The sequence below is a fragment of the Rufibacter soli genome (assembly GCF_054781795.1).
Genome location: NZ_BAAGTS010000002.1, coordinates 1,417,816 through 1,431,494 on the forward strand (window position 1 = coordinate 1,417,816; position 13,679 = coordinate 1,431,494).

9 protein-coding genes are annotated in these 13,679 nt (G+C 53.1%); 6 read left to right on the top strand and 3 right to left on the bottom strand.

What is annotated here, in order from left to right; genetic code table 11:
- Positions 1-16: 16 nt before the first annotated feature.
- From tsaD to ACYVJQ_RS07845, 5 genes are all read left to right on the top strand, one after another.
- The gene (gene tsaD / locus ACYVJQ_RS07825; RefSeq protein WP_460892517.1) at positions 17-1,021 is read left to right on the top strand and encodes a tRNA (adenosine(37)-N6)-threonylcarbamoyltransferase complex transferase subunit TsaD; all 1,005 of its coding nucleotides are present in this window, start codon (positions 17-19) and stop codon (positions 1,019-1,021) included.
- 784 nt (positions 1,022-1,805) lie between these two features.
- Positions 1,806-3,299 carry a M14 family metallopeptidase gene (locus ACYVJQ_RS07830; protein ID WP_460892518.1) on the top strand — a complete coding sequence of 498 codons (1,494 nt, stop codon included), beginning with the start codon at positions 1,806-1,808 and terminating at the stop codon, positions 3,297-3,299.
- A 94-nt stretch (positions 3,300-3,393) separates the two neighbouring features.
- Positions 3,394-4,467 (top strand): DUF1611 domain-containing protein, encoded by a 1,074-nt coding sequence (locus ACYVJQ_RS07835; RefSeq protein ID WP_460892519.1) that lies wholly within the window; start codon positions 3,394-3,396, stop codon positions 4,465-4,467.
- Positions 4,464-5,531 carry a mandelate racemase/muconate lactonizing enzyme family protein gene (locus ACYVJQ_RS07840; RefSeq protein ID WP_460892520.1) on the top strand — a complete coding sequence of 356 codons (1,068 nt, stop codon included), beginning with the start codon at positions 4,464-4,466 and terminating at the stop codon, positions 5,529-5,531. The genes ACYVJQ_RS07835 and ACYVJQ_RS07840 overlap by 4 nt, the downstream gene beginning before the upstream one ends.
- A gap of 331 nt (positions 5,532-5,862) precedes the next feature.
- Complete coding sequence (locus ACYVJQ_RS07845) at positions 5,863-7,095, top strand: nucleoside recognition domain-containing protein (RefSeq protein ID WP_460892521.1); 1,233 nt, start codon at positions 5,863-5,865, stop codon at positions 7,093-7,095.
- Positions 7,096-7,196: 101 nt separating this feature from the next.
- On the opposite strand, the gene ACYVJQ_RS07850 is transcribed toward ACYVJQ_RS07845, so the two are convergent.
- Genes ACYVJQ_RS07850 through ACYVJQ_RS07860 form a run of 3 tightly spaced genes read right to left on the bottom strand, consistent with a single transcriptional unit; the run spans position 7,197 to position 12,283 of the window.
- A complete protein-coding gene (locus tag ACYVJQ_RS07850; RefSeq protein WP_460892522.1) occupies positions 7,197-7,676 on the bottom strand; it encodes a hypothetical protein in 480 nt (159 codons plus the stop codon).
- Positions 7,677-7,696: 20 nt separating this feature from the next.
- Complete coding sequence (locus ACYVJQ_RS07855) at positions 7,697-9,160, bottom strand: SusD/RagB family nutrient-binding outer membrane lipoprotein (protein WP_460892523.1); 1,464 nt, start codon at positions 9,158-9,160, stop codon at positions 7,697-7,699.
- A gap of 9 nt (positions 9,161-9,169) precedes the next feature.
- Complete coding sequence (locus tag ACYVJQ_RS07860; protein ID WP_460892524.1) at positions 9,170-12,283, bottom strand: SusC/RagA family TonB-linked outer membrane protein; 3,114 nt, start codon at positions 12,281-12,283, stop codon at positions 9,170-9,172.
- 381 nt (positions 12,284-12,664) lie between these two features.
- Here ACYVJQ_RS07860 and ACYVJQ_RS07865 point away from each other — a divergent pair, with 381 nt between their 5' ends.
- Positions 12,665-13,654: an MBL fold metallo-hydrolase gene (locus ACYVJQ_RS07865; RefSeq protein WP_460892525.1), complete on the top strand. Its 990-nt coding sequence runs from the start codon at positions 12,665-12,667 to the stop codon at positions 13,652-13,654.
- The last annotated feature ends 25 nt before the right edge of the window (positions 13,655-13,679 follow it).

Sequence of the window (13,679 nt, forward strand, 5' to 3'; positions counted from 1 at the left end):
GCGTCTCCAACGGAATATGAACCCTACGATATTAGCGATTGAATCTTCATGTGATGAAACGTCAGCCTCTGTTATACAAAACGGGCAGGTGCTGTCAAACATTGTGGCTACGCAGGCGATCCATGAGCAATACGGCGGCGTGGTGCCAGAGTTAGCCTCCAGGGCCCACCAGCAAAATATTATTCCGGTAGTGGCCCAGGCGCTGCAAAAAGCAAATATAGCAAAATCTGAGTTGGATGCAGTGGCCTTCACCAGGGGGCCCGGACTGCTGGGCGCCTTGCTGGTTGGCTGCTCCTTTGCCAAATCCTTCGCGCTGGGCTTGAACCTGCCTCTTATTGAGGTAAACCACATGCAGGCCCATATTCTGGCCCACTTCATTGAAGACCCCAAGCCCCAGTTCCCGTTTCTGTGCCTGACCGTAAGCGGCGGCCACACCCAGATAGTACTGGTGCGCAGCCATCTGGACATGGAAGTGCTGGGCCAGACCACCGATGATGCCGTAGGCGAAGCCTTTGACAAATCGGCTAAGCTTCTGGGCCTGCCGTACCCCGGCGGGCCCATGCTGGACAAACTGGCCGCCGGCGGAAACCCAGACCGTTTCCAATTCCCCATCGTGAACCTGGACGGCTACGATTACTCCTTCAGCGGAATAAAGACCTCTATCCTTAACTTCGTGAAGAAGAACAGCGCCGCCAATCCAGATTTCGTGCACCAGAACCTGGCCGATATCTGCGCCAGTATCCAGAGCGCGCTCATTCAAACGCTCATGAAAAAGCTGGTCTTAGCCGCCAAAGACCTGGGCATAAAGGAAATTGCCATCGCCGGCGGCGTATCTGCCAACACTGGCCTGCGCGCCACCCTGCAAGACTACGCCAAACGGCTAGGCTGGAACGTCTACATTCCCGGCTTCGAATACTGCACCGACAATGCCGCCATGATCGCCATGGCCGCCCACTTCCAATACCTGGCCGGTGATTTTACGGACCAGTATGCCAGCCCAGATCCTAGATTGAAGGTTTAAATTAAAGAACGGTTTTATTGGTTAGGGAGCATTTGCGTTTTGAGTCCGTTTTTCGAAAAACGGGCCCAAAACGCAAATGCGGCGTTAGGATGATTTGCTTTGGAAATGGATCGGGAGTAGGCCATTCAACTGTCTGGAGATTACTTTTTCCCTTTTTGCTCTCCTTTGTAAACACCCCCCTTCGCCCCCCTCAAGGGGGGAGTCTTTGGTTTTTAAGCAGAATTGCGTTTTGAGCCTGTTTTTCCAAAAACGTGCCTAAAACGCTTTTCGCCAAATATCCACCACGCATTCCCCCGATTCCAGTCTTTACTTCGAGCGCCTCGCTTGTGGCCCTGCAGGGGCTTGGCTAAGAGCAGACTGCAATTCGGCCACAAGGGCAGTGCGAGGGGGTAAGACGGGGCCCCGCGGCCGTGAGCGCTCGGAGGGAAAAGATGAAACAAGAAAGCATAAGGGCTTAAGGCGACAGCGCTCACCACGCCAGCCACAGGCGGAAGGGCGTGCACCAGGCAGTTGCAGGTTAAGCCGCAGTCTTGGTCGATTGCCCTTAGGAACACCAACAATGGCAAATGCAGCACAATCAATTAATTCAATCCAAACTAGCTATAGCACCCGCTATCAACCCTTCTAAAAGAAGAAAAAAGAAACATCCTCTGGTAATAAACTCCTTTTCTTTTTCGTAACCCATAAAACCTACTTACATTAACCGCTGCAAAGGTAGAAGGGCCCACCCTGAGGCAGGAGCCCTCTTTCCGGGACAAGCCCAAGACCCTTAACCTGTGGTAAAATGCGGAAATCCATCCTTTTTATTATCATCCTCATGAGCCTTCTGGAAGCCCAGTGCCAATCAAGCAAAATCAATAGAGATAGTACCATCCAAGAGATAGCCAAGTCCACCTACAAGAAACATGCAGACTACAAGCAAGCCAGCCTGAAGAACCGGCGCTTCAAGCACCAGGACATTGTGCCTCTGCTGGAGAAACTGAAAGGCAATCCGCTGTTTGAGGTGAAAGTGGTGGGCCAGTCGGTGGAGAAGCGGGACATTTACCTGGTGAAAGTGGGTACCGGCAAGACCAAGGTGATGCTGTGGTCCCAGATGCACGGCGATGAATCTACGGCCACCATGGCGCTCTTTGACTTCTTCAACTTCCTGCAGCAATCAGACCAGCTTGACCCGCTCAGAAAGCACCTTCTTGAGAACACCACCTTATACATAGTGCCCATGCTCAACCCAGACGGGGCCGAGGTGTTCACCCGCCGCAATGCGCTGCAGATTGACCTGAACCGCGACGCCATCAGGTTACAGAGCCCGGAGGCACGTTTGCTCAAGAGCCTGCGCGATAGCCTTGACCCCGAATTTGGGTTTAACCTGCATGACCAGAGCCGCCTGTACACGGTGGGCACTACCTCTAAACCGGCCACCATATCGTTTTTGGCCCCAGCCTTTGACCACGCCCAAACGGTGAACACCGTGCGCGACCGTGCCATGCGCACCATTGTGGGCATGAACGAAGGCCTGCAGGAACTTATCCCTGGGCAGGTAGCCAAATACTCAGATGAGCACGAACCGCGGGCGTTTGGTGACAACATTCAGAAGTGGGGCACCAGCGTGATCTTGATTGAGTCTGGTGGATATCCCGGCGACCCGGAAAAGCAGGTCATCCGCCAGTTGAATTTCGCGTCTATTATTTCAGCGCTGCATTTGATTGGCGCCCAAGGGTACACCAACTACAAACTGGAAGACTATTTCAAGATTCCGCAGAATGAGCGCTACCTCTATGACCTGGTGGTACGAAAGGTGAAATACCGGCAAAACGGCGTAGATACCCTGTTGGATATAGGCATCATCAGAGATGAGACCAGCGCCCGTACCCCCCAAGGCTTCTTCCACCGCAGCAACGTGCAGGAAATAGGGGACATGAGCGTGTTTTACGGCTATGAAGAATTGAACGCCGACGGTCTGAAACTGGTACCCGGTAAAGTGTATGGCACACCCTTCAAGAACCTGGGTGACCTCACCCCAGACCGGACGCGCCAACTGCTGCTGGAGGGCTACACTACCGTACGGCTGGAAACGGCCCCAACCAACGTGAACCCCGTAGACCTGCCCCTGAACATTGCCAGTGCCTCCGCTAAGGTGACACATGAGCTGGGCATGGGCAAAGGCGCCAATTTTGTGCTGCAGACCGCTGACGGCCAAACCCGCTACGCCATTGTGAACGGTTTTGTCTATGACCTGCAAGGGCCCAAACCTGCGCTGTTCCATGGGCTGGTGCTTTAACCTTAAAAAACCTGTTTTGGGCCTGTTTTTGAAAAAACAGGCCCAAAACGTAATTCCTGACTTACAACAAACCCATAACTAACAAACTACAGCAATGGACGGAAATGCCATCATCCTCACCGGGGGGTTGCTACACCAGTACCCCGCCAAAACCGCACACGGCCTTATTAGAGGCACAGAACGCTACAAAATAATTGGAGTCATTGACTCAGTGTCAGCGGGAAAAGATGCCGGCGAGGTAGTGGACGGCAAAAACCGCAACATTCCGGTGTATGCAGATTTAGCCGATTTTCTGAAAAATAGCCCCGAAACGGCGCAGTACTGTCTGGTAGGCATCGCCCCGAAGGGCGGTAAGCTTCCGGAAGCCATGAAAGCCACTATTGCCGAGGGCATTACCAACGGGATCAACATTGTAAGCGGCCTGCACGAGTACATCAGTGACATGCCAGACCTGGCTGATCTGGCCCAAAAGCACAAGGTGCAGATAACGGATGTGCGCAAGCCCAAGCCTAAAAGCGAGCTGCATTTCTGGACCGGCAAAATCAAAGACATACCCGCCCCACGCATAGCCATCCTGGGCACCGACGTGCGGATGGGCAAGCGTACCACCACTCGCCTGCTCACCCAGGCCGCAGAAAAGGCTGGCTTCAAGGCGCAGATGATTTTCACGGGCCAAACCGGCTGGATGCAGGGCCGCGGCAAAGGCTTCATCCTGGATTCTACCTACAATGATTTCGTGTCTGGGGAATTGGAATATGCCATCTTGTCCAGCTATGAAGAGAGCCAGCCAGACGTTTTCTTTATTGAAGGCCAGGCTGCCTTACGTAACCCCAGTGGTCCCTGCGGCTCTGAGTACCTAGTATCTGGCCAGGTGAAGTATGTGGTGTTGCAGCATGCTCCCGCCCGGGTGTATTTTGATGACAATGAAGAATTGGGCATCAAGATTCCGCCGGTGTCTACCGAGATTCAGTTGATTGAGTTGTATGGCGCCAAGGTGCTGGCCGTGACTTTGAATACCGCCGGGCTTAGCCTGGAGCAGGCCCGGGATTACCAGCGCCAGTATGAGGCCGAGTTGGGCTTGCCGGTGGTGCTTCCGTTGGAAGACGGGGTTGACCGAATCATTGACCTGGTGAAGGAAGTGCTGGAAAAAGAGACCTCTGCGGTATGAGAATCAAAGAAATAAATGTCTGGAAAGCCAATCTGGAGTTAACCCGCCCGTACACCATCGCTTTTAAAACAGTTTCGGCGGTAGAGAATGTGCTGGTGGAACTGGTAGCTGAAAACGGCCTGACCGGAATTGGGGCCGGCAACCCCAGCAAGGAAGTAACCGGCGAGGCGTTTTCCTCCACCTGGGATGCCCTGCAACCCCAGCACCTGGACTGGCTTAAAGGCCGAGACCTGCGGGAGTTCCAACTGCTCTGCGATGAATTGCCCCAGCGTCTCCCGCACAACCCAGCCGCCCGCGCGGCCCTGGATATTGCCCTGCATGACCTTTTCAGCAAGTACCTGGACGTTCCGCTGGTTTCTTTCCTGGGCCAGCACATCCAGGAGATGCCTACCTCTATCACCATTGGTATAAAATCAGTGGAGGAGACCCTGGCCGAGGCCGAGGAATACGTGGGCCGGGGCTTTACGCACCTCAAGGTGAAAGTAGGGGAGAGCGTAGAGCAGGACCTGGAGCGATTGGTGAAGTTGCGGGAAGCCCACGGCCAACGGGTCACCCTAAGAATTGATGCCAACCAGGGCTGGACCACCTATGATCTAGCCGATTTCTGCACCCGGGCCCAGGCCCTGGAGATAGAGTTGATTGAGCAGCCGCTTCCGGCTCCAATGGTAGATGATCTGCGTGAACTCCCAGATGCCGTGAAAGACCTGGTGGCCGCCGATGAATCATTATTAACTCCGGCAGACGCTTTCAGATTAGCCGCAGCGCCTCGCGCCTGCGGAATCTATAACATCAAACTCATGAAATGCGGGGGCGTGTATGCTGGCCGTCAGATTGCCACCATTGCCCAACAGGCCGGCATTGACCTGATGTGGGGCTGCAATGATGAAAGCATCGTGAGTATTTCGGCGGCCCTGCACGCGGCGTTCTCTTGTCCCAACACCCGCTATATAGACCTGGACGGCAGCCTGGACCTGGCCCGCGATGTGGTCTCCGGGGGCTTTACCCTGGAAAACGGCATCATGCGGCCCAATGGGAAACCAGGTCTGGGCGTAACACGGCTATAGTGAGTGAGTGAGTGAGTGAGTGAGTGAGTGAGTGAGTGAGTGAGTGGATTTTAAATTATACTCTATCAAACTATCAATTTTTAGCCGTTTTCTGAAAAGTAGCTTATAAATGACCTTACTAGAATGGGTACTCATGAGCTGAAAAATAAAAAGCAGAAGTTCTTCTTTGTATAAAACCGCAGGTATGGCTATGCAGACCTGCGGTTTTTATTTTTGGGCTGTGTATATTTCCGTCAGTTTTGCCATAAATTAGGGCGATGAAAAGAGCTGGCGAAACCCTTTCTGAGCATCCTCTCAATCTCTCAATCATTCAATCACTCATTATCATAGCATGGTTTTAAATTATCTGTGGGCGGCGTTTTTCATCATTGCCTTCTGCATCGCGCTCTTCAAGCTCATTGTTTTTCAGGATGTTGAGATTTTCCAGAAGCTGGTGGCCAGTACCTTTGACAACGCCAAAACCGGGTTTGAGATCTCCCTTGGTTTAACCGGGGTCATGACCTTGTGGCTGGGTTTGATGAAAGTAGGGGAGCGGGGCGGTATCATTGCCCTTTTTGCCAAGGCAGTAGGTCCGTTCTTTAACCGCCTGTTCCCCGAGATCCCCAAGAACCACCCGGTGTTCGGCTCTATCCTGATGAACTTCTCGGCCAACATGCTGGGTCTGGACAATGCCGCGACCCCTCTGGGCTTAAAGGCCATGAAAGAGATGCAGGAACTGAACCCCGAAAAGGAAACGGCCTCTAACGCGCAAATCATGTTCCTGGTGCTCAACGCCTCTGGGCTCACTATCATCCCTATCAGCATCATGGTGTTCCGGGCGCAGATGGGCGCCGCCGATCCCTCAGATATTTTCATCCCAATTTTATTGGCCACGTTTTTCTCCACCCTGGCCGGGCTTGTTTCGGTTGCCCTGTATCAGCGCATCAACCTGTTTGACAAGGTAATTCTGGCCTATCTGGGCACCCTTATCCTGTTGATTGGGCTCTTGATCTATTATTTCTCCACTATCTCCCAAGAGCAGATCGGTACTATTTCAACGGTGGCCAGTAACGTGATTTTGTTCACCATCATTGTCTCTTTCATTGGCTTGGCCCTCATTAGAAAGGTGAATGTGTATGAGGCCTTTATTGAAGGAGCCAAGGAAGGTTTCTCCGTGGCTATTACCATTATTCCGTACCTGGTGGCTATACTGGTGGCCGTTGGCGTGTTCAGGGTGTCTGGGGCCTTGGATTTGATTGTCGGGGGAATTGGTCAACTGTTCGCCTGGATGGGCATGAACACAGACTTTGTGCCGGCCTTGCCGGTGGCCTTCATGAAGCCTTTAAGTGGCAGCGGGGCCCGTGGCCTGATGGTGGAAGCCATGCAAACCTACGGCGCAGATTCCTTTGTAGCCCGGGTAGCCGCTACCATTCAAGGCTCTACCGAAACCACTTTCTATATTTTGGCAGTGTACTTTGGGTCTGTGGGCGTGCGCAAGACTCGTTACGCCCTGGTTTGTGGTCTGATAGCCGACTTGTTTGGGGTAATTGCCGCCATTTGCCTGGCCTACCTCTTCTTCCATTAAAAACCGTTTTAGGCCTGTTTTTGGAAAAACGGCCTTAAAACGTAAAAACAGAAAAGGCTCCCACTAAATGGGAGCCTTTTCTGTTTTTACAACCTTACTGTTTACTGCTTAATCCTAATCCAGAGGGTGCGCAGCACGTTGAGGTTGTTTTGGTTTAGGACCTCGGTTTCTATTCTCACGTTGGTACCCACCGGGGCCTGGGGCACCGTGTAAGACACAATCAAGGTATCGGTGCGGTCCTGTTTGGAGTAAGCCGCCACGTAGGGGTAGGTCTGTACTTTGGTGCGGGCACCGGCGCCAACTGTCTGGTACACGTTAATTTCCTTCACCGGTGATTCTGAGAAGAACTGCAACTCAAATCTGATCTGGGAACCCACGGTGTACTGGCTGGTACTGGCATTATTTACCGTAGAGATAAGGGTGTTTGTGCCCAGGTCACGAAGGTCATTGGCGCTTACCGGGGCAGTGCCTACGCCGGTGGGCGTGGTATTGTCTTGGATGAAATCTGGTTCATCATAGCAGGCCGTGAGAGAGAAACTTCCCAGGGCCAGCAGGCAGATATAAAAGGTTATGTTTTTCATCTTGGTTTCTTGTTAAGCGATTATAAATCCCACCACATTTTATCGGCTAAGCCTTTAGCCACCTTTGCCACCTCATCTGAGTTGCGGGCCACCTCGGTCTCTGGGTACAGCACCCGCCGGATAAACTGACCGCCCAGCGCCGGGTTGTGGTTGACCGGTAGAGCCATGCCCGGATAGATCTGTGGAGAGTAGTCATAACGCCGGACGTCTACCCAGGCCTCGGGGTTGAGATAAAGGGCAATGAGTTTCTCCTTCATGATCAGGCTTAGGGTAAGGTTGGTGGCGCCCACGGCTACCTGCGGGTTGGCCAGATAAGTGGTAATGTCACCGGCGGCCACGCCCAGTTTTTCCATGTGTGCCCGGATGCCAGCCAGGTAGGCCTGGTAGGCTTCAGGGGTACTTCCGCGGGAGGTGCGGGTGCCCCCGTTGGCAATAAAGCGGGCCTCGGCCTCTATGAATTTCACCTCACTGTAGGTAACCATAAGCATGGGAGAGGCGGGTTGCGCATAGAATGTTTTGGCCGTGATGTTGGTGTTGCCGCCTAATCCTTCCCCGTTTCTATATCCTGTATACTGGGCAGTGCTGGTGCCTCTGTCTGCCATGAAGGGCAGCCGTGGGTCTACCAGCCCGGCGTAGGTATTACCGTTCATAAGGTTAATGAGGGTAGAGGACGGGGCCACAATAAAGTTACCGGTAGTGGTACCAATGGCGATGTTGCGGTTCCAGGGGTTCAGGTTTTTGTCATTAAAGGTCACCTGCATGTCATCTGCGTTTGAGGTGAAGGCCTTGGCCACATACCCAAGCGCCGCGGTGGCCGCCGGCACGCCTTGTTTCTCTACCAGATGAATGGCGTACCGGGCGTTCAACGCATTAGCGGCCTTAATCCATTTAGGGATGTTGCCTCCGTAAATGAGGTCATCGGCGCCGGGCCTTACTTTGGAGTCTGGTTGCTGCAGTTGCACCAGCGCCTCATCCAGGAGCCGGTTAATGGTGGTATAAATCTGTTCCTGGGAGTCAAAGGCGGGAGTGAGGTCTGCCGGGCCCTGTGAGGCCTGAGAGAAGGGAACGTCGCCCCAGGTATCGGTGAGCATGCCCAGGTTAAGCGCCTGCAATACCTTGGTTATGCCGGCGTAGTGCAGAGATCCTTCCGCAGTGGCCTGGTTCACCAGGAAGTTGGCGTTATTGAGGTTGTTCAGGTAAATGGTGTTCCACGCAGTGTTGACCCGTACGTCAATGTGCCGGTCTGCTATCTGGGGGCCAGAGGTATAGGCGGCCAACTGCTGAGAGAACAGGCTGGTATACAACCCCAAAAAGTAGTGGGCATCTGCGGTAGAGACAATGATAGGGGAAAGGAGCGCGTCTGAGCTAACGGCGGTGGCGCGGTTAGGGTCATCGTTCACGTCCAGGAAAGAGTCACAGCCTGCCAGAGACAGGAAACCCATTAACCCCAGGGCGGTGTATTTTCTGGTTATATGTAGCATCATCAGGTTCAATTAAAGAGTTACGTTTAAGCCAAAGGTGAAACTTCTGACCGCCGGTATACCATAGCCAGTATAGCCCAGGGCGTTGCTGCCAGAGCCATAGGTAGGGGTTTCGGGGTCAAAGCCTTCAAAGGGCGTAATCAGGAAAAGGTTGTTGCCAGTTAAGCTCACCCGCACCAATTTGAAGGGGGTTTTGCCGGTAAGGCTATTGGGCAGGGTGTAGGCCAACTGCGCGTTTCTGAGCCGCACCCAGGAGGCATCCTGCAGCAAAACATCTGAGGCGTCATTGAAGCTATTGCCGTTCCGGTAAAAGTTCTCATCCAGTACCACGGGTACGGTATTGGGCTCGCCGCTGGCATTCACCCCCTTGAATATGATCTGCTGGTACCGGTTTTCAGTCCTGATGTCTATCCCGTTCCTGATCCGGTTGCGCATGCTCACATCATACACGTCTCCGCCCTGCCGGATATCAATCAGCGCCGAAAGGCTCAGTCCTTTATAGGTGATAGTGTTGGTAATACCCCCTTGCCAGTCTGGAAGCGCGTTACCCACTTTCACGTAGGGAATGGTAGAGGTGGTGGGTAAACCGTTGGCCCCAAGCGGGGAAAGGGTAGGCAAGCCGTTGGCCCCAATGATCAGGCGCCCCTGGCCGTCACGCTGGAACGGGCGGCCGTACAGGTCACCGGCAGAGCCTCCCACCACCAGCTTGTTCATGATGCGGTCATCCTGGAAAATGATCTCAGGTACGGCCTGGGTGATGGAGATTACTTCGCTTTCATTGGTAGACCAGTTCACCACCACATCCCAGGAGAAATCCGCTAATCTAAGCGGGGTGCCGGAAACCAGCAATTCCAGACCGGTATTCTGGATTTCGCCGGCGTTAGTCACATAATTCACAATTCCGGAGGTAACGCTGGTAGGCACCGGAATGATCTGGTCCTTACTGTTGGCTTTGTAATAGGTAGCGTCCAGCGTGAGGCGGCTCTGGAAGAAGTGAAGCTCCGTCCCGAACTCAATAGAAGTGGTTTTCTCAGGCCTTAGGTTGGGGTCTCCTACAGAGGTGCTGGCCACAAACCCGTTCCGGTTCCCAAACGGGAAGCCACTGGCGGAGCCGTAATAAGTGCCCACCTGATAAGGGCGGGTGTCTTTTCCTACTTGCGCCCAGGAGGCCCGTACCTTCCCGAAGTTGAACACTTTATTTTCTGACAGGCCCAAAACCTCTGAGAACACAAAACTGGTGCTCACTGAGGGGTAGAAGAAGGACCGATTCTTTACGGGTAGGGTAGAGGTCCAGTCGTTGCGGCCTGTCACGTTCAGGAACAGCATATCCCTGTAATCAAGCTTCACGTCAAAGAAAGCGCCAATAAGCCGGCGTTGCCCAATGTCATTGGTGGTGAAGATGTTAGAGGTGTTGGAGATATGATAAAACTGCGGAATAGTAAAGCGCTCGCCGCGGGTATTGAGAATGTCAGTAGCCTGGCTTTCCACGCTGTTGCCCAGCATGAATGAGCCATGGAAAACCTCAGAGAAATTGTGTTCAGCGGTCAGAAACGCATTGGAAGTGACCTCGCGGTAATTAACCCGCTCCTCAATGATAAACCCGCCGGTGCCCGCGGCAATATCCAGCGTAGGCGCTCCCTGGAAAATGGGTCCCGGCACTAAGCGGTTGCGGTTGTCACTGTACACATCGGCGCCTATCTTATAGTTGAACCGTAGCCAGTCTGTAAAGTTGTAGTTGAAACCCACATTGCCTATCACCCGGTTCACGTCATCCTTCAGGGTGCTGTTCTCTGCCAGGTAGCGCGGGTTGTCAATCACGCCCGGGGAATATACCTTCATGGTGCCGTCTGGGTTAAGGTAATCATTCACATCAAAAGAGGTGGTGTGGTAATTCAACGCCGACATGATTCCTTTATCACCGGAGGCGGCCTTGTCACCGCCAGATTGGCTGTAGCTGATGGTGCCCGTCACGGCAAACTTCTCTGAGAAGTTCACGTTTCCGCCCAGTTTCACGGTAGTGCGCGACCAATCTGAGTTAGGCACTATCCCTTCCTGGTTGTATTGCGAAAGTGAGGCATGGAAGGTGGCTTTCTCATTTCCGCCTGAAACACTGAGGTTGTTGTCAAACCGTTTGCCGGTCTGGAAAAAGTCTTTGAAGTTGTCGTAAACCGGGTCATCTGTCACGGGCGGGCCAAAGGTCTGGAACCGGTTGGGAGCCCCGGAGGAGGTATAGCGTAGCCGGCCGCCCAGCCCTTCACGGTACTTGGTTTGGTAGGTAGGGGTCTTGTTGATGTTGTCTATCCCGAAACTGGAACTGAACGTAACGGCTGTAGCGCCCGCCCTGCCTTTTTTGGTAGTGATGATGATGGCCCCGTTGGCCGCCCGTAACCCGTACAAAGCGGTGGCCGCGGCCCCTTTCAGCACCGTCATGCTTTCCACGTCATCTGGGTTAATGTCGGCGGCGCGGTTGGTAAAGGCGAATTGCTCTGCACTATTCACGGCATTGGAGCCCGCGCTGGGGAGTTGGTTGCCACTAATGGTTTCATTGCTGATGGGAATGCCGTCAATCACGAAGAGGGGTTGGTTGTTGGCCGTGGGCGAAAGGGAATTGATGCCCCTGATCTGGATGCGGGAACCCGCCCCGGGACTTCCCCCGGTACCCAGCACCTGCACCCCGGCTACCCGCCCCTGAATGGAGTTGACCACGTTAGGGTTCTGGGTCTGGGCTATTTCACCGGCTCCTACCTCTTGCACGGAGTACCCCAAGGTTCTTTTCTCCTGCTCCCGGCCAAAAGCGGTGACTACCACTTCTTTCAACTGCTGCACGTCTGGTTGCATCTTAATGTCAATGGAGGTTCGGCCGCCAATGGCTACTTCCTGCGCGGCGAAACCAATAAAGGAAACTACCAGAGTGGAAGCGGTGGGGGGCACTGAAATGGTGTAGGCGCCGCTGGCATCTGTGTTGGTACCTACGGTTGTGCCCTTCACCACCACACTGGCCCCAATAACGGGAGTGCCGTCACTCGCAGACAAGACCCTCCCTGAAATCTGCCGGTCCTGGGCTGCCAGGTCTCCCATAGAGCAAATGGCCAGGAAAAGCGTTAGCATTGTGTAAAGTTTTTTCATACAAAGGTTGTTAGGTTAGCGGTAAAGGAAGAAACAGGCAATTGGCAGCCATGCCCTGGTAGGGCACTAGGCTTTATTTTAAACGGATAGTCAAAAAGAGTTTGGGGGAAAAGGACTTAAAATATAGCCTGATTATTATATTTAAAGTGATATACTACCTTGATACGAGGAATGAAGAATTAAGGAAAGGAATTGGAGGATTTTGTTCTCGGTTTTACCTCCTTAATAATCAGATAAACAGGCAGGTACCTGCGCAAGACGGGCACTTTAATGAAAGATGGGAGGCCGGAAGTACACCTAGCCTACATAGGAAGATTTAAAAGGGAGTAGTTTAGTAACCAAATCATATATTGGACGGGGCTGCCACAGCCTCTTTTCGTTATGTCAGACACATTTCAATATAATCCACAGTTACCCATCATTAAGCCAGGTTGGCCCGGGAACCAGGTTAGAAAGGGACGGTTCCAGAACCAGTTCCAACAGGCAGACCATTCTATGTGGCTGGCTTTGAAATGGCAGTTCACCAAGAATCCCCAGCGCCAGGAAAAGAAACAAGACCATTGGGTACCGGCGGTACATAACCCCCGGGAATTTTTGAACGGCACCCAGGACGGATTAGTCTGGCTAGGCCATGCTACGTTCTTTATCAGGATGGGCGGCGTTACTTTTCTCACCGACCCGCTCTTCTATGGCGTTTCCTGGTTGAAAAGAAGAGTCCCTTTCCCGGTTCGCCCAGAAGAACTACCGCCCATTGATTATGTATTGCTGTCACATGGGCATTTTGACCACTGTGACAAGCCTAGCCTGAAGGGCTTGCGGGAACACCATTCTTTTGAAGTTCTAACGTCTTTGAACATGAGCGGGCTTATTCAGCCCTGGCTGCCGCAAACAACCGTGCAGGAGGCGGGCTGGTACCAGCCATACCAATTGCCTGCCGGTACGCCCCAGGTTTATTTTCTGCCGGCCTACCACTGGCACAAAAGGGGCCTCATCGACAATGACCGCATCTTGTGGGGCAGTTTCCTGCTGCAAACCCCTGAAAAGACCCTGTATTTTGGCGCCGATTCTGGCTACCAGCCGCATTTCAGCGAGATTCAAACGCTCTTCCCAGCCATTGATATTTGCCTGTTAGGGGTAGGAGCCTACAAGCCGTCTTTTATTATGCAGCCCAGCCATACCAGCCCAGACGAGGCCGTGCAGGCCTTCCAAGACCTGAAGGGCAAAACGTTCATTCCCATGCACTATGGTACTTTTGATCTGTCTGATGAGCCGGCCGGCGAGCCTTTTAGAAGGTTAAACGAATTGGAAGCCCAAGGCAAGATACCGGGCAAACTGGCCATGACAGGCATTGGACAGCCGTATTATTTTTAAGGAGAAGACGTTTAATAACCAAAGC

Bases quoted from the DNA above. Each gene is read 5' to 3' on its own strand.
- tsaD (WP_460892517.1), top strand. From the start codon at position 17: ATGAACCCTACGATATTAGCGATTGAATCTTCATGTGATGAAACGTCA.
- ACYVJQ_RS07830 (WP_460892518.1), top strand. From the start codon at position 1,806: ATGCGGAAATCCATCCTTTTTATTATCATCCTCATGAGCCTTCTGGAA.
- ACYVJQ_RS07835 (WP_460892519.1), top strand. From the start codon at position 3,394: ATGGACGGAAATGCCATCATCCTCACCGGGGGGTTGCTACACCAGTAC.
- ACYVJQ_RS07840 (WP_460892520.1), top strand. From the start codon at position 4,464: ATGAGAATCAAAGAAATAAATGTCTGGAAAGCCAATCTGGAGTTAACC.
- ACYVJQ_RS07845 (WP_460892521.1), top strand. From the start codon at position 5,863: ATGGTTTTAAATTATCTGTGGGCGGCGTTTTTCATCATTGCCTTCTGC.
- ACYVJQ_RS07850 (WP_460892522.1), bottom strand. From the start codon at position 7,676: ATGAAAAACATAACCTTTTATATCTGCCTGCTGGCCCTGGGAAGTTTC.
- ACYVJQ_RS07855 (WP_460892523.1), bottom strand. From the start codon at position 9,160: ATGATGCTACATATAACCAGAAAATACACCGCCCTGGGGTTAATGGGT.
- ACYVJQ_RS07860 (WP_460892524.1), bottom strand. From the start codon at position 12,283: ATGAAAAAACTTTACACAATGCTAACGCTTTTCCTGGCCATTTGCTCT.
- ACYVJQ_RS07865 (WP_460892525.1), top strand. From the start codon at position 12,665: ATGTCAGACACATTTCAATATAATCCACAGTTACCCATCATTAAGCCA.